Below are 21,732 nucleotides of genomic sequence, written 5' to 3'. Positions count from 1 at the left end.
TACAAAGGTCTTAATATGTCATCCAATATAGAACGCTGCTACCAATGTGGTCAATGTACATCTGTCTGTCCGATGGGAGAACAGGAACAAACTTACAGGATTCGCAGGTTCCTTCAGATGGAAAAGCTTGGTCTTGAAACTGAAGAGAGCATGATGGTTCCATTCATATTTTACTGTACCACCTGTTATAAGTGCCAGGATAACTGCCCACAGGGTGTGAACCTTGTGGATGCAGTTCTGGCCATCAGGGAAAAAGCTGTTCATAAAGGAAAGATGCTTGAAGCTCATAAGAAAGTAGGCCAGATGCTCATAAACTACGGCCATGCTGTTCCAACCAATACAGATGCTATGGAAAAGAGAGCACTTCTCGGTCTTGAGGAAAGACCACCTACAGTTCAGGCTTCAATTGAAGGACTTAGCGAGATCAAGACTCTCCTGAGACTCACAGGCTTTGATAAGCTCGTTGCAGATTCTGAAGTTGAGCAACTTCCTGAGAGTGCAGCAATGATGCACCAGACATGCTTCACACAGCAGCAGGCAGTTGAGGAGAAAGCATGAGCAATCTGTCCCTTTTTCTCGGTTGTGTGGCACCGAACCGCTATCCTGGTATCGAAGCTGCCACAAAGAAGACCTTTTCAAAGCTTGGCATAGAGCTTGACGACCTTGAAGGCGCATCATGTTGTCCTGCTCCCGGAGTATTCAGGTCTTTTGACAAAACCACCTGGCTGACACTTGCATCCAGGAACATTGCTCTCTCCGAGGAAATGGACGACGACCTGCTTACAATATGTAACGGATGCTACAGCACACTGAAAGAAGCTGAAACAGAACTGAAAAAAGATTCCGGACTAAAAAAAGAAGTCAATGAAAAGCTCTTTGAAACCGGCCATGAGTTCAGGGGCCAGCACGATGTACGCCATGTTATTGAGTATCTCTATCAGAACATTGGTGTTGATGGTATCAGGGAAATGATTTCCAATCCGCTGGACCTCAGGGTCGCAGTTCACTACGGATGTCATCTTGTACAACCTCTCAAGGAAGCAGAGTCCGAGCTTGTCACAGATGACATCACATTCTTTGATGAACTCGTGGAAGCTACAGGTGCTAAGAGTGTTGATTATGAGGATAAGATGATGTGCTGCGGAGCCGGTGGAGGAGCAAGGGCTGCTGTTCAGGATGCAACCCTCAGGATAACCGAGAAAAAGCTCCAGAGTATGACCGAAGCAAAGGTGGATTGTATTGTCAATGCATGTCCCTTCTGCCACCTTCAGTTCGATACAGGACAGCAGGACATCAATAAAGACTCCTGCACAAATTACGAGATTCCAGTTCTGCATTACACCCAACTTCTGGGACTTGCAATGGGTTTCTCACCCGAGGAACTCGGAATTAACCTTAACAGCACAGACACTACTGTGTTCGTTCAAAGGATGAAGGAAGGCTTTGTCACTGCCTGAATTCATCCTTGATCTTCTTTACGATGATAAAAACGGAAAAACGAAACTAAAAACGACTTCAAAAACGGCATTAAAAACGAAATACGGAAAAACGGAAAAACGTACTTTTTATTTTTATTTTTAATCGGCGCTAGTCTACGCCACGAAAAATGGGTGATGAAATTTGGCTCAGAGTGAAATTAACAATAATATAAACACGGATGAAATCGATGAACCCAGAATTGGAGTCTTCATCTGTGAATGCGGAGTTAACATAGGAGGTGTCATTGACTGCCAGGCAGTTGCAGATTATGCAGGCACACTTCCGGATGTAATACGCTCCTCGGTAAACAAATACACCTGCAGTGACTCTGGTCAGTCAGAGATCAAGCAGGCAATTAAGGATAATAATCTCAACCGTGTGCTTGTTGCAGCATGTACACCAAAGACACACGAACCGATATTCAGGGCCTGTGTGGAAGAAGCAGGACTTAACCCTTACCTTTTTGAGTTCGTGAACATCAGGGAACACTGCAGCTGGATACACATGCAGGAAAAGGATGCTGCAACAGAGAAAGCATGCGAACTTGTACGCATGGGTGTTTCCAGAGCATCAAAACTCGAACCCCTGCAATCCAATGAGGTTCCGGTAACAGACACAGCACTCGTTATCGGTGCCGGTGTTGCAGGTATGCAGTCTGCCCTTGACATTGCGGAAATGGGTTACAAGGTCTACCTTGTGGAAAAGAATCCATCTATCGGCGGAAAGATGGCACAGCTTGACAAGACATTCCCGACCAACGATTGCAGTATCTGTATCCTCGGTCCGAAGATGGTAGAGGTTGCAAGAAATAAGAATATCGAGCTTATGACCTACTCTGAAATTGAGGAAGTAGACGGTTATGTTGGTAATTTTAAGGTAAAGGTCAGGCACAAGGCACGTTATGTTGATACTGATACCTGTACAGGATGTGGACTCTGTGTCCAGAAATGTCCTGTCGAAGTTCCGAACACCGAATTCAACGAAGGAATCGGAATCCGCAAGGCAATCTATGTCCCGTTCCCACAGGCAGTTCCACTCAGGGCTGTTGTTGATAGGTCAGTGTGTATCGACTGTGGAGCTTGTTCCAGGGCTTGCAGCAGTAATTCTGTCGTAATGGAACAGCAGGACACATTTTCCGAATTGGACATCGGAGTTATAGTTGTCACAGCAGGTTTTGATGTTTATGACCCAGAGCCAACACACGATTTCGGTTACGGACTTTACGATAATGTAATCACAGGCATGGAACTCGAACGTCTGATAAACGCCAGTGGACCTACAATGGGTAAGGTTGTCAGGCCAAGTGATGTAAAACCACCGAAGAAGGTTGGTTTTATCCAGTGTGTAGGAAGCAGGGACAAGAACCGCAACAGATATTGTTCCAGTTTCTGCTGCATGTATGCCCTCAAGGACGCCCAGCTTATCAGGGAGAAATACCCGGATTCTGAAGTTTACATCATGTATATGGACATGAGAACTCCGTTCAGGAACTATGAGGAATTCTACGACAGGGCAAGGGATATGGGAATCCGCTTCATAAGGGGTAAACCCGGAAAGGTCACAGAGAATGAGGATAATGGTCTGAAGGTACGTGTTGAGGACACGCTTACAAATGATATCATTGACCTTGACCTTGACCTGCTTGTTCTCAGTGTCGGTGCGGTTTCAAGTGAAAGCACAGAACGCATCAGACAGATCCTTAAAGTCAGCAGGGCTGCTGATGGTTTCCTGATGGAAGCACATCCAAAGCTCAAGCCTGTTGACACTACACTTGATGGTATTTTCATAGGCGGTGTCAGCCAGGGGCCAAAGGATATCCCGTACTCTGTTTCACAGGGAAGCGCATGTGCAGCCCGTGCATCACGCTATTTGGCACAGGGTAAGGCGATCACTGAAGGAATCACCGTTGAAGTAAACCATGATGTCTGTGTTGCATGTGGACTTTGTGTACCAATGTGTCCTTTCCAGGCACTTTCTATCGATGATGGAAAACTGAATATAATCAAGGCACTCTGCAAAGGCTGTGGAACATGTGCAGTAGCCTGTCCAACTGGTGCATTGCAGCAGAACCATTTCAGGAATGACCAGTTGCTGGCACAGGTTAAGAATGTATTCACTTTCGAGGAGGAATGAAAATGGCAGAGAATCAACAATGGGAACCAAAGATAGTCGCATTCTGCTGTAACTGGTGTAGTTACGGTGGAGCTGACACAGCAGGTATGGGAAGATTCCAGCAGCCTGCATCCCTGAGGATCATTCGTGTCATGTGTTCCGGAAGAATTGACCCGTTGCACGTGTTCAATGCATTCCTCGAAGGTGCTGATGCAGTTCTTGTAACAGGATGCCATCTCGGAGATTGTCATTACGTAAATGGAAATTACAAGACTCAGGTTAGGTACGACTTTATGGAAGACATGGTAAGGGAACTTGGTCTTGAACCTGAAAGACTTCATCTGAGCTGGATAAGTGCCAGTGAAGGTGAGAAATTCGCCAACTTTGTCAGGGAAGTAACTGAACAGGTCAGAAAACTCGGGCCAAGCACTCTCAAACCAGAAGGAGTGAACTAAAATGGTCGAAGTCGGAGACAAAGTAATAGGTTATTCAACCGACCCCGGAGTTCGCAACAAGGGAGCTTCCGGTGGTCTTGTTACAGCAATTCTTGCAGCAGCTCTTGAAAAGGGACTGGTGGAAGAAGTTGTTGTACTCAAACACATTAATGAGTACGAGGCAATTCCAATAATCACCAGCGATGTTGAAGACGTACTTGCATCCGCAGGCAGTATGCACACTGTTCCTGTAAACCTTGCAAAGTATGCTGTTGGCAAGAATGTTGCAATGCCAGGAAAACCCTGTGACATCAGGGGTGTTATCGAACAGGCAAAGCGCAACGAGGTCAATATTGACAACACATATCTCATCGGTCTGAACTGCGGTGGAACAATGTACCCGGTTCAGACTCAAGAGATGCTTGTCAACATGTATGATATAGATCCTGAGGATGTCACAGGTGAAAACATCGAGAAAGGAAATCTCATCTTCAGGACAAAATCCGGTGAAGAGAAGGGAATTTCCATTGATGAGCTCGAGGAAGCAGGATACGGAAGACGTCTAAGTTGCCGCTTCTGTGACGTTAAGATTCCTGTCAACGCTGATCTTGCATGTGGAAACTGGGGTGTCATCGGTGAGCTCACAGGAAACGCAACCTTCTGTGAAGTAATGAACGAGAAAGGTGTTCGTCTTCTTGAGAATGCCATCGAGGCAGGTTATATAGAGATCGAACCAGCAAGTGAAAAGGCCATAGCCATCAGGGAAAAAGTGAACAATGTCATGCTTTCCATGGGTGAGAAGTGGTCAGAGAAGGTGTTCACTGAAATTCCTGACAAGGAGCGTACCCAATATTACATGGAACAGTTTGCAGATTGTATAAACTGCGGTGCCTGTAAGGAAGTATGTCCTGCATGTACTTGTGGTGAGGATTCAAAGTGTACAATGTATCACAACCTTGAGGATAATTACAGGATGAGCATGTTCCACATGGTTCGCCTGATGCACCTGTCCGACAGTTGCATTGGTTGTGGCCAGTGTACCGATGTCTGTCCTGCAGATATTCCGGTAACAACAATATTCAGACGCTTTGCAGACAAGTCACAGAAGAAGTACAACTACAAGGCCGGAATGACACTTGAGAGACCACCATTCCTGGAGGTGATGCCAAGATGAAGGAAATGATATACCAGACTATCTGTCCGGGATGTGGTATCGGATGCGGACTTTACATCAGGAAAAATGAAGATGGAAAGTTGAGTATCGACCACATGAAGAGCAGTCCTGTGAATCTGGGAAAACTTTGCAGATTCGGAATGAAACTTCCACATTACTATGCTAAGGAAAACACTGCTGCAAGTCAGGTAAATGGTTCTGCCGTTGATGCTGAAATAGCTATCAAAGCAGCAGTTGAGATTTTAAGGGAAGCTGACAGCAGCAGTACTGTTCTGTTATCCGTTGGAAATACTACAAATGAAGAACAGATTGCATTTACAAAGCTGGCTGTTACATTAGAGACTATTGTTCAGACTGGTGTGAGCTCTGAATGTCAGAACGTCCCCGAGGCATCACTTGCTGAAATCGAAAATGCAAAAAGAATCGTGCTTTTCGTTGATCCTTATGTCCAGTATCCTCTAATTGTCAGGAGACTACTTGCAGCTAAGAAAAATGGTGCCAGCATAGTAGCTGTTGGAACAATGCCGTTGAATCTGGCTGATGAAACAGTTGATCTGAAACCAGAGCAGTATGATGAACTGAAACTCGATAATGAGTCATTGATAATTGCAGATATTCATCCGAATTCAGATATCAAAATGGCAAAGCATCTTCTTGCCCTTGCTCAAAAGACCGGTGCAAAGATACAGTTCATAAGACCTTTCATGAACAGTTTTGGAACCGGACTTTCAGGAGACCAGGAAAGTAAGAAGGTCGGTCTTGCAGAACTGCTTGAGGATATTGAGCTTGGAAATATCAGGACGCTTGTAACTCTTGAAAGCGACCTTGCAGAGCTGATGCCAGATAATGAAGCTACTGTTGAAGCATTGAAGAAGCTCAATAACCTTATCGTTCTCAGTTCAAGAAGCAGTCCGGTTACTGAGCTTGCAAGCGTTGTGATTGCCACAGAACCAATTTACAGCAAAGCCGGTACTTTCCTCAATGCAGAAGGAAAACTTCAGGAAAACAGCGGTACAGGCAAAGCCGGTGTGGATGCACTTTCATTGCTCAATGCCGGTATCGGTGGAAAGGCTTTCACTTATGATGAGATGAACTATCTTGTTCTGAAAGCAATTGAAGCTCAGAATGAGAATCCAGCAGTTGCTGCTGAATGTGCAGCTTCTGATGATGTTTCTTCATCTGAAGTTCCTGAAGGCATGTACGAGTTAAAGTACCTCTACAATCCTTTTATGTGGTTTGACCAGAAGGATGACAATGATTTTGTTCTCCTTAACAGGAACACTGTCAGGAAACTCGGCCTGAAAAAAGGTGGTTATGTGAACCTGAAAGGTGAAAGAGGCGAGCTTAAGATGAAGTTCAGAGTGGAAGCACTTCCAGACGGTCTTGTGCTTACAGCAAAGAAGCTTCCTGTAGCTACAGGAACATCAACTAACATATCAATGGAGGGATGCTAATGCCGGAACTTGACAGCGAACAGCAGAAAGAGTTCATTGAGGAAATGATGACAAAGAACGAACTCAAAGGAGCTTCCAAGAAAAGGCTCATAAGGTTCCTTGCTGAGAAATACCAGTGGGACCAGCAGAGAGTTCAGTTCAAACTTAAAAGGGCAACACTAGCAGAAAGGTATGCTCAGTCACATTGAATAATGAATAAAATAGGGCTCTGTAGAAATCATGGCATTAAAGGTTAAAGGAAGCAGCAAATTGATTCATCGCAGATCATGAATAACTTGAGTTATCCCGAAGGGTACGGCGAAGCCGGCGTTTTCCCACAAGACTAAACAGAATGATTGGCATGATGCCCTAGAATCTTTTATTTGAAGGAGTTATGCAGCAATATCATCCCAAATACAATATTGTTTGGGATGATTTTCTATATGGGATGGTCGAAATGCGCCGCCTTCGGCGGGTGGTTACTTTATTTTTAGATTTCAGGTCGTTTTCATGGACACTATAATTCTGATTTCTGATACTTCATGTTCGTTTTTGACCAAATGATCCATGGAAAGTTCAGTTTAACCTCTTTTTAATTTCATCACTGAGCTTTTCAGGATTCTCCTTTTCGATCATCATTCGCAGTTTTACATTATCTAGCAATGGTTTTGCTTTTTCGAGACGTTCTTTTGCAAGCTTGAGCAATGAGCCGTCAACCTGTGGAAGTTCAACTTCAACATGTTCCTTGTGAGCTTCAGGTTCAACTTCAAGGGTTCTGGAAACATCGGGATGTTTTCTCTTTCCGGTAACCATGGAATCTATCGCATCCTTCCACTGTCCTGCCCACGGGGAATCAGGAATAGGTGTATGATTTACTTTTGTTCTGGAAACTGTCATGACATCCTTGGGACATGCATTGACACATGCACCGCAATAGGTACAGTAGTCATGCTTTGCTGCTATCTTTGCACCCTCTTCGGGTACGTACCAGAGATGGGAAGGACAGACATTAAAACATCCGTGGCAGCCTTGTGGGTCGCACTTGTCAACGTTAACCTCTATGAGACTTAGCTCGCCTTCGAATTGCTTTTTGATATCCACTGCATCATAAGGGCAGACGACCTGACACCAGGTGCAGCGTGTACATTTTTCATCATCTACTGTAACATTCCCTTCAATATCAGGAGCTTCGCCTCGTTTCTCACCTTTGACCTTGATGGCATCCTCTGGACATAGGTCCTGGCAGAGCACACAGTAGTCACATTTATCTTCGTCAACCAGAAGCATATCAAATGGCTGAGGGTCAGTTGGAGTTTTTTCTTTTTCGATAAGAAGGAAAGCTTCACAGAATTCAGCGCAGAGTCCGCAGAAATTGCATTTCTCGGTATCTATCTCTATATCGCCTTCTGCATCTTCCTTAAATGGTGCGATCTCCTCTTTCTTCGGGAACGTGAATTCAACTTCGATGGCTTCTTCAGGACATGCAGCCTTGCAGAGTGCGCATGGCAGGCATTTCTCGTTCATCCTGACATATGAATCAAATGTAGGAAACTCTTCTTTCTCAGGAAGTTCGCCTTCCTCTGTCATCTTAAAAGCATTAACCGGACAGAAATTAGCACACATTGAACAGAATGTGCATTTATCAAGGTCCATCATCACAGGTGGTGCATCCAGACCCGTGGATATTTCCTGCATGGGTCCGAGTTCCAGAGCTGTGGTCGGGCAGATATCTACACAGAGTCCACATCCAACGCATCGTTTGTAATCATAATCAAGGAACTTTATGGATTTGCTGCTTATCTGGCGGTAGATGAAATGTGAGCCATCCATATCCATGTCTTTCTCAACACAGAGTGAATTCTCCCTGCACTCTTCGGTCATTGTTCAGCCTCCTTAAGTTCTGAACCTATTGGACCGATCTTCTTCAGGTAATCAACAAAGCCTTCTATGGAATTTGCAAATCTTTCACCTTCAGAAGCTGATATCCATTCAACACTGAGACGTCCGGGGTCAATTCCAACATCTCCAAGGACTTCTTTTAAAGCTTCCATCCTTTGTTTTGCATTATAATTAGCAAAAATATAGTGACATTCCCCAAGACGGCAGCCAGCTACAAGTACTCCGTCTGCACCTCTTTCCAGTGCTTCAAGAACGAAGGATGGATCAACACGTCCTGCACACATGACACGGATAACACGGATATTGGTCGGGTATTGTATTCTTGAAGTGCCTGCAAGGTCTGCACAGGTGTAACTGCACCAGTTGCAGAGGAAAGCAACGATAAGCGGTGATTCGGATTTGACTTCTGTTGCAGCATGTATCTGGGCTACTATCTGTGCATCAGTGCTGTTACGCATCCATATTGCGTCAGCAGGACATGCTGCACTACAGGCTCCGCATCCCATACATGAGAGTTCGTCAACAACTGCTTTGCGGTCGACCATAGTTATTTTATTAAACTTGCAGGTGTCAGCACAGATTCCACATCCAATGCATTTATCAGGATTCACATGGGCACTGAGTGGGTCCATTTCAAGCTCACCCTTTGAAAGCAATTGCATTGCTTTGGCTGCTGCTCCGCTTCCCTGAGCTATAGATACCTGTATTTCTTTAGGACCGGATGCGCATCCAGCTATGTATATTCCTTTTACGTGGGAATCTACCGGTCTCATCTTCGGATGAGCAATAGAGAAGAAACGGTCTGTACGTCTTGTAAGATTCAGAACTCTTGATATCTTATCAGCATCTTTTACGTTCTCCATTCCGGTTGCAAGGACAACAAGGTCTGTTGTTTCTTCGAATAGTTCACTGCTCAATGTGTCCTCATAACGTAGTTTCAGTTTTCCGTCAAAATCCTGAAGAATTTCTCCTACTTTTCCACGGACAAAATTGATTCCCATTTCCTGGCTGCGTATATAGTATTCCTCGTACATCTCACCGGATGCACGGACATCGATATAATGAATTGTAATATCAACATCAGGGTATCTTTCCTTGAGAAGTTGGGCATTTTTCATGCTGGACATGCAGCATACCCTTGAACAGTATGGATTTCCTACCTGTTCATCCCTTGAACCGACACACTGGATGAAGGACACTTTTTCAGGAACCTTGAGTGTTGAAGGTGAAAGAACTCTGCCTTTTGTTGGGCCGGCAGCGTTGAGCAGGCGTTCCAGTTCCATATTTGTGATTACATCTGGATAGATCCCGTAACCATATTCCGGTTTTCTGCTTGCATCGAAGTGACTGTAGCCGGTTGAAAGTATGATTGCTCCCACTGTAAATTCGATTTTTTCCTCTTTCTGGTGATAATGAATCGCATCAGCCGGGCAGGCAAGTTTGCAGAGTCCACATCCCACACAGTATTCATTATCAATGTAGACTACCTGAGGAACCGCCTGTGGAATTGGCATGTTGATAGCTTTGGTTTTTCCAAGTCCTGAATCGAATCGGTTAGGAACTTCTACAGGACATACTCGTCCACATTCATCCACACAGCCTTTGCATTTGTCTTCGTCAACATATCTTGGCTGTCTGGTTACTGTTACATTGAAATTTCCAACAGGTCCGCTTACATCAGTTACTTCTGCAAGTGTTATGAGGTCAATGTTCGGATGCTGGTTCACATCCGTCATCTTTGGAGCCAGAACACAGATAGAACAGTCGTTGGTCGGGAAAACCTCATTGAGAAGTGCCATCTTTCCACCGATGGTAGGTTCTTTTTCGACCATTATTACATGATGTCCCGAATTCGCCAGTGTGAGGGCGGCTTCAATTCCAGCAACACCGCCACCGATTACCATTACGTCTTTTTTTGCGGGAACTTTTTTGAGCTGCAGAGGGTCAAGCAGTTTGAGCCTGGCAATTCCCATTCTGATGAGATCGAAGGCTTTCTGGGTTGCCATCTGTGGATTGTCCATGTGGACCCATGAGCATTGCTCACGGATGTTGACCATTTCCAGCATGAAAGGATTAAGACCTGCTTTTTCAAGTACCCTTTTGAAGGTCTGCTCATGCAGATGAGGAGAACAGGCTGCAACAAGTATGTGATTAAGATCAAGGTCAGTTATGTCCTGGACTATGGAGTCCTGTCCCGAATCGGAACACATGAATTGTATGTCCTTGACCAGAGCAACGTCATTTAGTTCGCTGACTTTGTCTCTTAGTGACTTGACGTTGATAGTATGTGCGATATTCAGTCCGCAATGGCAGATATAAACTCCGATTCGCATATTGTTGGCTCCCTATTGCAGGAAATGATGACTCAGATAAAGATATAGTTTTGCATGTTCTTCACTATAACAATATTAGGCAATAAGGGTAAGGATATTCAATAATTAACTTAGTAATCGAAAACTGGCAGGACTATATAAGTCAGTTTGACCAATGGCCATAATGGTTATATTATAAATATGCCTATTAGAAAACGTTTTACCTTCCTGCGCATATGTGCGGGAAACAACTGGGAACTGGGGATGAATGATATCCTCTTCCCTTCCAGTTGCCCTTTTTACTTGATTATTAAATTATTAATGTGCAGTTAGCTTAATTTGTGAAACTTATATTCAAAACAGCAAATTCTAAAACCAGATTATTTCAAACTTATCGGTGGATTATGATTATTCAGGGGGTTTCAGTTTAAACGATGGCCATAATGGTTTTATTATCATTTTGACTTTTAGGAATTGTTTGTACCCAACCAGCACAAACCTGCACGGAAATTGAGGGAAGTGCGGAGGACATTTTTATGTCCTCTCACTCCCTCATTCCACATGTGCCATATCAGACTCCACAATAAAATTACTCCTTATGATTACTTTTTTTTAGTTTAAACGATGGCTAGAAAAGTTATATACTAGTTTTTTTCATCTTTTTGAATAACTAGTGAAAGCTAGTAGGAGTACAAACATGAAAAGAATAGCAATAGCATTTCTAGTATTCTTGCTCTGCGTTTCCGTCGCAAGTGCAAGCTCATCAGAAACAGCAATCGAAGCGGTATCATCAGGTTCTAACGGCGATATTGGAATATTGTCTTTAGGATACACTATTACGCAAGGTGATAGTAACTGGCACTACAAACCAATTACAACAAGTGTTACCAGATTTAATATCGATCTCAATTGGGGCGATAAAACTGATTCTTTAAAACTCTATGTATATGACCCAAGTAATAATTTAGTAGGATATTATTATGATTCAGCAGATGGCAAAATAAATGGTCGTATCAATATAGACATAGTTGATTATTCTGGAATAGAACAGGGGACATGGTCTATCTGTGTATATGGTTATTCTGTGAGTGGAACAGAAGATTATTCTATATAAACATCATAGAGAAATTATGTATAAATTATTATCATACATAACTTTTCTTCTTTTTTTTATTCTAGTTGCCCCTTCTTCTGCAATCCCCTTTGCAGAACATCACAATTCAACATATGATATTCAATCAGATTTAACGGGGGTTCAAGGTACATATAGCTTTTTAGATTTGCCTTTTAAATTGAAATTTGTAGCTATTTTCTTTATCATCCTCGGCCTCGGCTGGAAACTCGTTGCCATTCTCACAGCATGGGCTAAAAAAGATCCCAATAATGAAAATCGCCAGAGAATACTTAGTTTTATTGAAAAAAATCCAGGAAGTACAGTCAACGCGATAGGGACTGATCTTGGTATCAAACGTGGAACTGTGCGGTATCATGTTAGTAATTTAAAGGATGCGGGCAAGATTCTCATGTTCAGAAACGGGAACTATGTGAGCCTTTTCAGAAATGAGAGCGCACTATGGAATAAGAATCACAAACGTATCGAACCTCATCTGCCGGGGGCAACCTGCAAGAAAGTGTGCAGCGTGATATATGAAAATCCGGGAATAACCAATATGGAGCTTTGTGAGAAGCTTGGTCTTTCCAAAGGTGCTGTAAGTTCCCATATCAGGACACTTGAGGAAATCGACTGTCTTGAAGTTGAAATCAGTGGTAAATATAAGAATTATTCCTTAAGGGAAGGTTATCATCCTGATGAGTTGCCGCTGTTTGAAAGGATACGGTGAAAACTGGCAATTCTCATTTTTAGAAACATCACATTTTTCAAATTTGCCCGGTATATTTCAAAATAAATAGGGTCATTAGCCACTATTTTTTAATTACTATATAAATTACATTTAAATATGATTCTTTCTTATATGCACGCCTCACTTGCTTGCTTACTGAAAAGTACAAAGTGAGGGTGGTAAATATGATAAAAACAACCCTTTTTAAAAATATAGTGGCTACACTGGTCTGTGTTGCTGTGATTTCAGCAGTTTTCGCTATGCCAGTCAGTGCAGCAACAGAGCCAGGAACTGCTGCTCCGTCAGCAGCGGTTAGAACTGCAAGCGCAGGCCCTACTCCAACAATTGCTTCTTCTACAAGTCTTTCACCTGTAGTTACAGAGACTGGAAAGATCAGCCTTTCAGTAGATGGACTTGGAACAACAGGTACTGGAATTATCCAGGTTGACAAACCAGAAGGTGCAACTGTAAAAGCAGCATATATGGCTGGAGCTTCTCTCTGGTCTGCGGTTCCAATAGCAGATGGTCAGGTAAAAATAGATGGTCAGAATGTTAATTGGGACTACTTCGTCCATAAATATACTTACAATCACTGGGCTGATGTCACTTCTCTTGTAAAAGAAAAGATTGATGCAGCTCCTGCAGGAACAATTGATTTCACAATTACAGAGGACAAATCCTTCAATATTGATGGAACAGTACTTGTTGTGATTTTTGATGATCCTAATCAGGTAGATGATAATACAATCGTTCTCCTTTTCGGTGCCCAGAGTACAGACGGAGATACATTTAACCTGCTACTGGCAGATCCTATTGACAAAAGCGTTCCTGATATGAGTTTTGACATGGGACTTGGTATTTCATTCAGTTACCAATCCGACTCAGATCAGTACAGTATAGTTGATGTAAATGGGCAGAGGCTTACATCAGCAGCTGGTGGCGAGGATGATGGTGAATCATCAGACGGAGAACTTCTAACTGTAGGAGGTCTTGGTGACAGCAATAAAAATCCAGCAGATCCGGATGCAACAGCATATTCCGATCCACGCCAGGATGATGAGTTGTACGACATCCTTCCGTTTGTGAACGATGGTGATAATACAATAACAGTATACACAGAAAATCCATCCGATGACGACAATATTTTCTTTGCATACTTCAACCTGAAATCAACTACAGCTATAGTAGGAGAGGGAATTCTTCTCAGTCCTTCATCAGCAACTGCTACGGTAGGAGATTCCTACACAGTAACCGCAACAGTTCAGGATGACAGTGGAAATCCTGTTGAATCAAAGAGAGTTAACATTAACGTGAAATCTGGACCCCATGCAGGTTACGATTATGCTGGAATTACAGATACCAATGGTCAGGTTAGTTTTACATACACCGGTACAGCTGCAGGAACAGATGTAATTGAAGCAAGTTTCATCGATAATCAGGAAGTAGTAATCACTTCCAACGAGGTAAACTGTGTCTGGGAGGAGTCTGGAAACAACAATAACAACAATGAAATTCCGGAGTTTCCAACCATTGCTCTTCCAATAGCAGCAATAATAGGACTTGCATTTGTCTTCCACAGCAGGAAAGAGGAGTAATAATCTCCTCTGATTTTTTTGATATATTTTAACCTATTTTTTCCGGTTAGCTTGATTTCTTTTTTCAATGTTGTATTTATACGAGTTTTATACTAGATATATTTATAAAGTCCGGCATCCAACTACATATGGGTAAATGTATGGGAATGGGGGAGTGACATCTACCGGTCATAGAATCTGTGTTTTGAAATTTCAGGATTTTACCTCATTTTAGTTAATGAGAATATTTCGTATGCAGTATCCAACTGGAAACTGTCCTCCTTATATGCAAGTATCCACAATATACTGGTATCTAAAAGATACCAATTAAAGGAAGCATGGTGAATAAAATGTTCTGCTATCAATGTGAAGAAACTATGAATGGTACCGGCTGTACAAAAAACGGTGTATGTGGAAAAAAAGGAGAAGTTGCTGACCTTCAGGATGATTTAATCTATCTGTTGAAGAGTATTGCCTTCTACAATTCAAAGGCAAGGGCAAACAATCTGAATGATGCAAAGACCGATGAGTTCATCCTTGACGGATTGTTTGCAACAGTTACAAACACTAATTTCTGTAAAACAGATATTGAAAGACTTATCAAAGAAGGATTTGAAATAAAGGATGGCATCAAGCAGAAGCTTATGGATGAAAAGGTAATCAATGAAAAATCCGGCTCATCATTCCCTAGATGGATTAAGGAAAAACTTCTTGGTGCTGCTCCAAATGCCGGTGAGGGTTTGCCTGTAATGGCAAAAGTCACACCTGCAACACTGGCCAATATCAATACCGGAATTCTTGCCACTGAGAACGAGGACATCCGCTCCCTCAGGGAACTTTTGATATATGGTCTCAAAGGAATGGCAGCTTACGCTCACCATGCAAACGTCCTTGGCTACAAGGATGATGATGTAATGGCATTTATGGAAAAAGCACTCCTTGCCACAATGGATGATGACATGGGTGTCGATGAACTGGTTCCGCTGGTACTCGAATGTGGTTCAGTTGGTGTAACAACTCTTGCACTGCTTGACAAGGCAAACACTACAACCTACGGTAACCCGGAGCCAACCGCAGTCAACATTGGCGTGGGAGAAAAACCTGGTATTCTTATCAGCGGTCATGACCTGAGAGACCTTGAACAACTCCTTGAACAGACAAAGGACACAGGTGTTGATGTCTACACTCACGGTGAAATGCTTCCTGCAAATTCCTATCCGGCTTTCAAGAAGTATGATAATTTCGTAGGCAACTACGGTGGTTCATGGTGGAGACAAAAGGAAGAGTTTGAAAAGTTCAATGGTCCTATACTTATGACCACAAACTGTATTGTTCCTCCTAAGGAAAGTTACCTCAACAGGATCTACACAACCGGAATTGTCGGCTTTGATGGTGTAGCACACATAAGTGCCGCTGAGGATGGAGGAAAGGATTTCTCCACAATCATTGAGCAGGCAAAGGCATGCAGCTCACCTGAACAACTTGAGGAAGGTACTATCATGGGTGGTTTTGCTCATGTATCAGCACTTTCCGTTGCCGACAAGATAATTGAGGCTGTAAAAGACGGCCAGATCAAGAAGTTTGTTGTGATGGCCGGATGTGACGGAAGACACAAAGAGAGAAGCTACTACACAGACTTTGCAGAAGCATTGCCTGATGACACTGTTATTCTTACAGCAGGATGTGCAAAGTATCGCTACAACAAGCTTGCACTTGGAGACATTGGCGGAATACCAAGAGTTATTGATGCAGGTCAGTGTAACGATAGTTACTCACTAGTAGTCATTGCACAGGCTCTTGCAGAAGCCTTTGGTGTTGAGGATATCAACGACCTGCCGGTTGCGTACAATATTGCATGGTATGAGCAGAAAGCATGTCTTGTCCTGCTTGCACTGCTAAGTCTTGGTGTCAAGAACATAATGCTTGGTCCCAAACTCCCGGCATTTGTCTCACCAAATGTACTGAATGTGCTTGTTGAGAACTTCAATATCATGCCAAACACCACAGTAGATGAGGATCTTAAAACCCTCATTTAAATCTTTAACAGCCGTTTCAGGAATGATTATATTAAAATCTCTAATTTCCTTTTTATTTAATATTTAAGGAAGTGTATTATGAAAATTACAAATTATAAAGATGCAGAAAAGAAAGATAACCCTCATGGAGTAACCGTACACAAGCTCTATGACACCGAACATGCCCAGGTTATGCACATGCAGCTCAAGCCCGGTGAAGCTCTAAAGAAGCACTCTACTCCGGTTGATGTTTTCTTCTATGTGCTTGAAGGTGAAGGCATAGTAGAGATTGGTGATGAGCAGGAGACTATAACTAAGGATATGCTGGTGGATAGTCCCGCTAAAATTCCTCACAGGCTCATGAATGAAAGCGACAGTCTGTTCCGTTTCCTTGTGGTAAAGGTGCCACGTCAGACCGAACAGACAAAAATGATGTAAACTGGAAATCACCTTTTGATTTTCCAGTATTCTTTTTTTTCAGCAGGTTATCTGGATAGCCTGACAGGATTCATGGAAGGTGTTGATCGGAGAACCTGCCAGACTACAGGAGGCACAGTTAGATTTATTTCAATTCCCCCACTGTGCAAAATAAAATCAATCTGCATTATATTTATATGTTTATTTATAAAAAATTAGTTTAATCATATAATTTAATTCAAGCAACTGCAGGTTCCATTTAGTCGAAGGCGTTAAATAATGATATCCTGAATATACCATTCATACTATAATTCATTCTATCGGAGATTATCTATGACAGACCTTGCACCAATAATGGAAAAGACCCACGAATGGGCATCAAAATACGCAAAGAAAAAGGGATTTATTCTCAATCCTGACGAAGAAATGCTTATGATGGTTATTGAAGGTCTTTCTAAAAATAAACATGAACATGGGAAGCAGTACTGTCCATGCAGACTGAGAACAGGTGATACCGAAGAAGATCGTAAGATCATCTGTCCATGTGTTTACCATGAGGATGAGATAGAGAATGATGGAAACTGTCACTGTTCCTTGTTCTTCAAAGTCTGATTGTCCTGTAAACAATTAACAAAACAAAATAAAACAACATAGGACTCAGAATCGATTATTTAAATTAACATAAACGAAGGTTGATGATCATGGCAAATGTGATGGAAATATACCAGTTGCTTCCAAAAACAAATTGTAAGGAATGTGGAAAAAGTACATGTATGGCATTTGCTGTGGATTTGCTGGCACGTAAGGTCAGTGTGGATGATTGTCCCCCTCTTGTAAATGATGCTAAGTACAAAGCAGGTTATGACAAACTTTCAGAGATGATAGCTCCTGTTAGCGGTGTAACTGATACGGGCCTTATTGTTCATGAGGATAAATGTATAGGATGTGGAAACTGTGTTGTTGCATGTCCTGTAAATGTAGCCAATGACCCACTTGGAGCTGGCAGTGGGAAAGCACCAACATCTGATAAAGTAATCTTTAAAGTTGAAGATGGTGTTGTTAAAGCCCGCAATGTTCAGGAATGCCGCCGCTTTGGTGAGAACAGGATTCTTTGTGTTGCCTGCATAGATACATGTCCAACCAAGGCCATTGAGTTCGTATGAACTCTTATTTTTCTTATTTTTCAGTGTGGTGATGATTTGAGTGAATATTATGTTTGTACGGGCTGTGCACTTCTTTGTGATGACATAGAAGTTGAAATTGAAAACAGCAAAATAAAAACAGTTCATGCAGCATGCCGTAAAGGTGTTGCCCGCATGAAAGGTTGCAGCGATCCTCTGGAATGTACTGTGGATGGTGAAAAAACTGATGTTGATTCTGCAATTACAAAGGCCGCTGAGATTCTCCGTGAAGCAGAGAACCCATTGATTTTTGGTCATGGTAACTCAAGTTCAGAAGCTCAGAAACTGTCCATCGGTCTTGCAAAAAAGACAGGTGCATATCTGGATGATACTTCATCTTTCTGCCAGGGGCCGGTAATAGAGGCGATACTGCAGGAAAAACTCAGAACATGCACTCTTGATGATATCAGGCACAAGGCTGATGTAATCATATTCTGGGGTGCTGACCCTTCAAACTCACACCCACGTCATCTTTCAAGATATTCTTATTTCCCAAGAGGCAAGGAACGCCAGAGAGGCTGGGAAGAAGACAGGACAGCTATTTGTGTTGATGTCAGGAAATCCGAAACTGCAGTTATCTGTGGTGCAAATCGTTTTTACCAGATACCAATGGGTGGAGATGAAGAGTTTATGGATGCACTTGTAAGTGCACTCTCCAGTAAGGTTCCAAAAACATCATTCGGATTTGATGCAAAGAGAATACTTGAACTTGCAAATGTACTGAAAAAGGCAAAATTCGGTGTAATTTGTGTCGGACTCGGACTAATTTATTCTCTGGAAGATCTGGAGCCATTGTTCCGGTTAATTGACAAACTCAATGAAGTTTCAGAGTTCAGTCTCATGCCAATGGTTGGCCAGTACAATATGAGAGGTTTTAACCAGAATCTTTACGAAGAAACAGGTTTTATCAACCGTGTCAAATTTAATTCAGAAACCGGTGAAGCAAAACACGGACCGGAGTTTTCAGTTGTGGAATCTCTCAGGGAAAAAAGTGTTGATGCTGCACTTATCATAGGTTCCGATCCTCTATCCAGTCTTCCATTGTCAGTTTCACGATATCTTGCTGATATTCCATTGATTACTATTGATCCATGTAGAAATCTGACCTCATCTAAAGCGGAAGTAACCATACCATGTGCCTTTGGAGGTGTGGAATATGGTGGAACTGCTGTTCGAATGGATGGAGTTGAAGTCAAGCTTAAAAAGATACTTGATACTGAAAATCTCCCGGATGCTGAGATTCTCAGGAAAATCACGGAGGCAATTTAATGGGATTTGGACAATTTCTTGCAGCACCTGAAATTAAACTGAAAGTCATAACGTACAGAGATGTGTTCCAGAACACTGCTCAGGAAACTTCCCGTTTTGGGGAAGAATATGAGAAGTCTTCAGCTGTCATTAAACTGGATCCAAAAGACATTGCTAAACTTTCTATCAAAGATGGTGAGACTGTGATTGTTAAAAATAGCTCTGGAAAAGTTGTTGTCACAGCTGTCAAATCAGATTATGAAGAGTCACATTCAGGGGTTGCTTATATGGTAAACAGTCCATGGTCTAATTCTCTTGTACCTGATGAAACAGGTGGCACCGGAGTTCCAAAATTCAAGAATTTTGAAGTCACAGTTCAGGGTGCCAGGGGAGAAAAAGCTACCGGAATCAGTGAGATTCTCTGATTCCTGAAATCCTGATTTTTCTGTGATTTTTGCAAAAGACATTAATTATTGTAGGCATCGTAGATCTGCCAGACCCAGACAATAAGCCCTGTGACATAGCCAATAAGGACAAATTGCAGTACGAAAGAGATTCCCAGTGCAACCCATATACCTATTGCTTTGAATATTTCTCCTTTAATTAATTGCCCAAGGCCGGGAATAAAAAATGATAATAGCGCCGGAACGCCGTGTGTTTTTGATCCACCCATGTTAATCACCTTATAGTTTTTAATTATAACATAGCTTATTTGTATAAAAAAGTTGAGATTGCAGGGCATGATTCCTAATTACACGATGTATATAGCAAGGCTTTTAAACCATGTAGGCTATTAGCGAAAGTAGGCGACAAATATATGTTTATGAATCAATTTCTTATTTGCTTCTTTTCATTTAGTAGGTGATATTGTAAATTATGACCTATGTTTGTATATCATCTAAAAATATATATTTGATTAGCTCTAAAACGGTTGAAAAGTAATGCAGGTAATTAGTGTGAACAATCTAACATTTTCTTCTTATTTTGCCCTTTTTTCCGGAGGTTATCCTCACAATGCATAAAATATGTACTGATATAGTAATTGAAGCACCTATCAATGAGGTCTGGGACCTCCTTACAGATTTTCATAATTTTGAAACATGGAATCCTTTTATCACAAAAATAAAAGGAAAACTTGAACTCGGTTCTAAGCTGGAAGTTCATCTTCATCCGCCAGGGACAAAAGGAATTGATATGTCCCCGGTTATTACAAAAGTAGAACCATTTAATGAATTCAGGTGGATAGGAAATCTCTGGGTCAAAGGAATATTTGACGGAGAACATGCCTTCAGGCTTGAAGAACTTGAAAACGGTCGTACAAGGTTAATCCAGTGTGAAAGGTTCAAAGGTATACTTGCTCCGCTGATACTGTATGTGCTGGGTGAGAAAACCCGTGCAGGTTTTGAGAAAATGAATTCAAGTCTGAAAAATGAATGTGAAAAGAGAAACAAGAAGGGCTTCACACAGTGTGTGCCCTCGGCCTGATAACTCTGTTGTCTGAATATTGTTCCATACAGTGCGCTATCCAGCCTGAAACCCTTCCCATTGCAAAGATGGAAGTTGCAAGTTCGGCGGGAATATCAAGATATTTGTACACCACTGCAGAATAGAAATCAACATTCGGATAGATTGGCTTTCCTCTGATTTCTATGAACTCATGGTAAAGAATATGCTCTATTTCTTCTGCCATGTCAAACCAATATGTGTCGCCATTTTCCTCTGCAAGTGCCCTGGCAACATCCTTGTATATTCTTGCTCTGGGATCAAGTGTTTTATACACACGGTGACCAAAACCCATGATCTTTTCTTTATTTTCAAGTTTTCCCAGGGTATAATCTCTTACATTTTCGATGCTTCCGATCTCATCCAGCATGTCCATAACTCCTTTTCTGGCACCGCCATGGAGAGGTCCTTTTAGTGTACAAAGACCACAGATAACCGCTGAGTAAAGATCAGAGAGTGTTGAAGCAGCTATTCTCAGTGCAAATGTAGACGGATTCAGCTCATGCTCAGCACTGAGTATGAGATCTTTTTCCATTGCTTCAGCTTCAAGTTCAGTAGGAATTTTACCGCTTAACATATACAGGAAATTAGCTCCGTGGGATAAATTATCCATAGGTTCAATTGGTTTTTCACCGAAACTTGCCCTGTGCAGGGCTGCAACTATAGTAGGAAATTTTGCAACAAGTCTTATTGACTTATTTTTGTTTGCATCAGGTGTATGATGATTATTTTCCTCATCAAAGTGTGCAGTACAGGATATGGCTGTTCGAAGACCATCCAGGGCTTCAGTACCAAACTCAAACTCTTTCAGCACTTCGATCTGCTTTCCATTAATACGTCGATTCTCTTTAAGCATCCGGGAATATTCGGACAACTCTGCTTCACCGGGAATCTTTCCATTGATGAGAAGATAGGAAACAGCATCATAAGAGAGATCAGCCAGATCCTCTATTTTGATACCCCTATACTTCAGGATTCCCTGGATACCATCTATATAGGAAATTTTGGTATCCAAAGCTACTACGCCTTCTAGGCCTTTTTTCATCTCTTCCATTTAAAAATCCCCCGATGGATCAAATGTACGTTTTGATAGAATATGTTCAATAATAC

The 21,732-nt window shown here is 42.1% G+C and carries 21 protein-coding genes; 17 read left to right on the top strand and 4 right to left on the bottom strand.

Annotated elements, in window-relative coordinates; genetic code table 11:
• Window positions 1-15 precede the first annotated feature (15 nt).
• The 7 genes from METTI_RS00930 to METTI_RS00900 all read left to right on the top strand — a co-directional run bounded on the left by METTI_RS00930 (window position 16) and on the right by METTI_RS00900 (window position 6,841).
• Window positions 16-558, top strand: coding sequence for a 4Fe-4S dicluster domain-containing protein (locus tag METTI_RS00930; protein WP_023843928.1), 543 nt, complete (start codon window positions 16-18; stop codon window positions 556-558).
• Window positions 555-1,457: a CoB--CoM heterodisulfide reductase subunit B gene (gene hdrB / locus METTI_RS00925; RefSeq protein WP_023843927.1), complete on the top strand. Its 903-nt coding sequence runs from the start codon at window positions 555-557 to the stop codon at window positions 1,455-1,457. Before METTI_RS00930 ends, hdrB begins: the two co-directional genes overlap by 4 nt.
• A gap of 205 nt (window positions 1,458-1,662) precedes the next feature.
• Complete coding sequence (locus tag METTI_RS00920; protein WP_048135629.1) at window positions 1,663-3,612, top strand: CoB--CoM heterodisulfide reductase iron-sulfur subunit A family protein; 1,950 nt, start codon at window positions 1,663-1,665, stop codon at window positions 3,610-3,612.
• Window positions 3,609-4,046 (top strand): hydrogenase iron-sulfur subunit, encoded by a 438-nt coding sequence (locus tag METTI_RS00915; protein WP_394296222.1) that lies wholly within the window; start codon window positions 3,609-3,611, stop codon window positions 4,044-4,046. Before METTI_RS00920 ends, METTI_RS00915 begins: the two co-directional genes overlap by 4 nt.
• Window position 4,047: 1 nt before the next feature.
• Window positions 4,048-5,199: a Coenzyme F420 hydrogenase/dehydrogenase, beta subunit C-terminal domain gene (locus tag METTI_RS00910; protein WP_023843924.1), complete on the top strand. Its 1,152-nt coding sequence runs from the start codon at window positions 4,048-4,050 to the stop codon at window positions 5,197-5,199.
• A complete protein-coding gene (locus METTI_RS00905) occupies window positions 5,196-6,653 on the top strand; it encodes an NADH:ubiquinone oxidoreductase chain G-like protein (RefSeq protein WP_023843923.1) in 1,458 nt (485 codons plus the stop codon). The genes METTI_RS00910 and METTI_RS00905 overlap by 4 nt, the downstream gene beginning before the upstream one ends.
• Complete coding sequence (locus tag METTI_RS00900; RefSeq protein WP_023843922.1) at window positions 6,653-6,841, top strand: hypothetical protein; 189 nt, start codon at window positions 6,653-6,655, stop codon at window positions 6,839-6,841. Before METTI_RS00905 ends, METTI_RS00900 begins: the two co-directional genes overlap by 1 nt.
• A 367-nt stretch (window positions 6,842-7,208) precedes the next feature.
• Here the strand turns inward: METTI_RS00900 and METTI_RS00895 are convergent, their stop codons facing one another.
• Window positions 7,209-8,513: a 4Fe-4S binding protein gene (locus METTI_RS00895; RefSeq protein ID WP_023843921.1), complete on the bottom strand. Its 1,305-nt coding sequence runs from the start codon at window positions 8,511-8,513 to the stop codon at window positions 7,209-7,211.
• Window positions 8,510-10,864 (bottom strand): CoB-CoM heterodisulfide reductase HdrA2, encoded by a 2,355-nt coding sequence (gene hdrA2 / locus METTI_RS00890; protein ID WP_023843920.1) that lies wholly within the window; start codon window positions 10,862-10,864, stop codon window positions 8,510-8,512. Before hdrA2 ends, METTI_RS00895 begins: the two co-directional genes overlap by 4 nt.
• A 676-nt stretch (window positions 10,865-11,540) precedes the next feature.
• Here hdrA2 and METTI_RS00885 point away from each other — a divergent pair.
• The 9 genes from METTI_RS00885 (at window position 11,541) to METTI_RS00845 (ending at window position 19,544) form a co-directional block, all read left to right on the top strand.
• Window positions 11,541-11,957, top strand: a complete 417-nt coding sequence (locus tag METTI_RS00885; protein WP_023843919.1) for a hypothetical protein — start codon at window positions 11,541-11,543, stop codon at window positions 11,955-11,957.
• Between the two features lie 178 nt (window positions 11,958-12,135).
• Window positions 12,136-12,684, top strand: coding sequence for a winged helix-turn-helix transcriptional regulator (locus tag METTI_RS00880; protein ID WP_169729085.1), 549 nt, complete (start codon window positions 12,136-12,138; stop codon window positions 12,682-12,684).
• A 185-nt stretch (window positions 12,685-12,869) separates the two neighbouring features.
• Window positions 12,870-14,279 (top strand): Ig-like domain-containing protein, encoded by a 1,410-nt coding sequence (locus tag METTI_RS00875; RefSeq protein ID WP_023843917.1) that lies wholly within the window; start codon window positions 12,870-12,872, stop codon window positions 14,277-14,279.
• Between the two features lie 329 nt (window positions 14,280-14,608).
• Window positions 14,609-16,294 (top strand): hydroxylamine reductase, encoded by a 1,686-nt coding sequence (gene hcp / locus METTI_RS00870; RefSeq protein ID WP_023843916.1) that lies wholly within the window; start codon window positions 14,609-14,611, stop codon window positions 16,292-16,294.
• 78 nt (window positions 16,295-16,372) lie between these two features.
• Complete coding sequence (locus METTI_RS00865) at window positions 16,373-16,711, top strand: cupin domain-containing protein (protein ID WP_023843915.1); 339 nt, start codon at window positions 16,373-16,375, stop codon at window positions 16,709-16,711.
• Between the two features lie 312 nt (window positions 16,712-17,023).
• Complete coding sequence (locus METTI_RS00860) at window positions 17,024-17,302, top strand: ferredoxin-thioredoxin reductase catalytic domain-containing protein (RefSeq protein WP_023843914.1); 279 nt, start codon at window positions 17,024-17,026, stop codon at window positions 17,300-17,302.
• Between the two features lie 89 nt (window positions 17,303-17,391).
• Window positions 17,392-17,853 carry a (Fe-S)-binding protein gene (locus METTI_RS00855; RefSeq protein WP_023843913.1) on the top strand — a complete coding sequence of 154 codons (462 nt, stop codon included), beginning with the start codon at window positions 17,392-17,394 and terminating at the stop codon, window positions 17,851-17,853.
• Window positions 17,854-17,889: 36 nt separating this feature from the next.
• Window positions 17,890-19,140 carry a formylmethanofuran dehydrogenase subunit B gene (locus tag METTI_RS00850; protein WP_023843912.1) on the top strand — a complete coding sequence of 417 codons (1,251 nt, stop codon included), beginning with the start codon at window positions 17,890-17,892 and terminating at the stop codon, window positions 19,138-19,140.
• Window positions 19,140-19,544, top strand: coding sequence for a molybdopterin dinucleotide binding domain-containing protein (locus METTI_RS00845; protein WP_023843911.1), 405 nt, complete (start codon window positions 19,140-19,142; stop codon window positions 19,542-19,544). Before METTI_RS00850 ends, METTI_RS00845 begins: the two co-directional genes overlap by 1 nt.
• 41 nt (window positions 19,545-19,585) lie before the next feature.
• Here the strand turns inward: METTI_RS00845 and METTI_RS00840 are convergent, their stop codons facing one another.
• Window positions 19,586-19,792 carry a hypothetical protein gene (locus METTI_RS00840; RefSeq protein WP_023843910.1) on the bottom strand — a complete coding sequence of 69 codons (207 nt, stop codon included), beginning with the start codon at window positions 19,790-19,792 and terminating at the stop codon, window positions 19,586-19,588.
• Window positions 19,793-20,133: 341 nt separating this feature from the next.
• Here METTI_RS00840 and METTI_RS00835 point away from each other — a divergent pair, with 341 nt between their 5' ends.
• A complete protein-coding gene (locus METTI_RS00835) occupies window positions 20,134-20,604 on the top strand; it encodes an SRPBCC domain-containing protein (protein WP_023843909.1) in 471 nt (156 codons plus the stop codon).
• Here the strand turns inward: METTI_RS00835 and METTI_RS00830 are convergent.
• The gene (locus METTI_RS00830) at window positions 20,579-21,676 is read right to left on the bottom strand and encodes a citrate/2-methylcitrate synthase (RefSeq protein WP_023843908.1); all 1,098 of its coding nucleotides are present in this window, start codon (window positions 21,674-21,676) and stop codon (window positions 20,579-20,581) included. The two genes, METTI_RS00835 and METTI_RS00830, sit on opposite strands and share 26 nt — an antisense overlap.
• Window positions 21,677-21,732 lie beyond the last annotated feature (56 nt).

This window comes from Methanolobus tindarius DSM 2278 (genome assembly GCF_000504205.1).
GTDB lineage: Archaea > Halobacteriota > Methanosarcinia > Methanosarcinales > Methanosarcinaceae > Methanolobus > Methanolobus tindarius.
Note: the sequence above shows the minus strand (reverse complement) of the source record. Positions and strands in the feature narration are given on the sequence as shown.

Excerpts from the sequence above, each read along its gene's own strand:
- METTI_RS00930 (WP_023843928.1), top strand. The coding sequence starts at position 16 with ATGTCATCCAATATAGAACGCTGCTACCAATGTGGTCAATGTACATCT.
- hdrB (WP_023843927.1), top strand. The coding sequence starts at position 555 with ATGAGCAATCTGTCCCTTTTTCTCGGTTGTGTGGCACCGAACCGCTAT.
- METTI_RS00915 (WP_394296222.1), top strand. The coding sequence starts at position 3,609 with ATGAAAATGGCAGAGAATCAACAATGGGAACCAAAGATAGTCGCATTC.
- METTI_RS00910 (WP_023843924.1), top strand. The coding sequence starts at position 4,048 with ATGGTCGAAGTCGGAGACAAAGTAATAGGTTATTCAACCGACCCCGGA.
- METTI_RS00905 (WP_023843923.1), top strand. The coding sequence starts at position 5,196 with ATGAAGGAAATGATATACCAGACTATCTGTCCGGGATGTGGTATCGGA.
- METTI_RS00900 (WP_023843922.1), top strand. The coding sequence starts at position 6,653 with ATGCCGGAACTTGACAGCGAACAGCAGAAAGAGTTCATTGAGGAAATG.
- METTI_RS00895 (WP_023843921.1), bottom strand. The coding sequence starts at position 8,513 with ATGACCGAAGAGTGCAGGGAGAATTCACTCTGTGTTGAGAAAGACATG.
- hdrA2 (WP_023843920.1), bottom strand. The coding sequence starts at position 10,864 with ATGCGAATCGGAGTTTATATCTGCCATTGCGGACTGAATATCGCACAT.
- METTI_RS00885 (WP_023843919.1), top strand. The coding sequence starts at position 11,541 with ATGAAAAGAATAGCAATAGCATTTCTAGTATTCTTGCTCTGCGTTTCC.
- METTI_RS00875 (WP_023843917.1), top strand. The coding sequence starts at position 12,870 with ATGATAAAAACAACCCTTTTTAAAAATATAGTGGCTACACTGGTCTGT.
- hcp (WP_023843916.1), top strand. The coding sequence starts at position 14,609 with ATGTTCTGCTATCAATGTGAAGAAACTATGAATGGTACCGGCTGTACA.
- METTI_RS00865 (WP_023843915.1), top strand. The coding sequence starts at position 16,373 with ATGAAAATTACAAATTATAAAGATGCAGAAAAGAAAGATAACCCTCAT.
- METTI_RS00860 (WP_023843914.1), top strand. The coding sequence starts at position 17,024 with ATGACAGACCTTGCACCAATAATGGAAAAGACCCACGAATGGGCATCA.
- METTI_RS00855 (WP_023843913.1), top strand. The coding sequence starts at position 17,392 with ATGGCAAATGTGATGGAAATATACCAGTTGCTTCCAAAAACAAATTGT.
- METTI_RS00845 (WP_023843911.1), top strand. The coding sequence starts at position 19,140 with ATGGGATTTGGACAATTTCTTGCAGCACCTGAAATTAAACTGAAAGTC.
- METTI_RS00840 (WP_023843910.1), bottom strand. The coding sequence starts at position 19,792 with ATGGGTGGATCAAAAACACACGGCGTTCCGGCGCTATTATCATTTTTT.
- METTI_RS00835 (WP_023843909.1), top strand. The coding sequence starts at position 20,134 with ATGCATAAAATATGTACTGATATAGTAATTGAAGCACCTATCAATGAG.
- METTI_RS00830 (WP_023843908.1), bottom strand. The coding sequence starts at position 21,676 with ATGGAAGAGATGAAAAAAGGCCTAGAAGGCGTAGTAGCTTTGGATACC.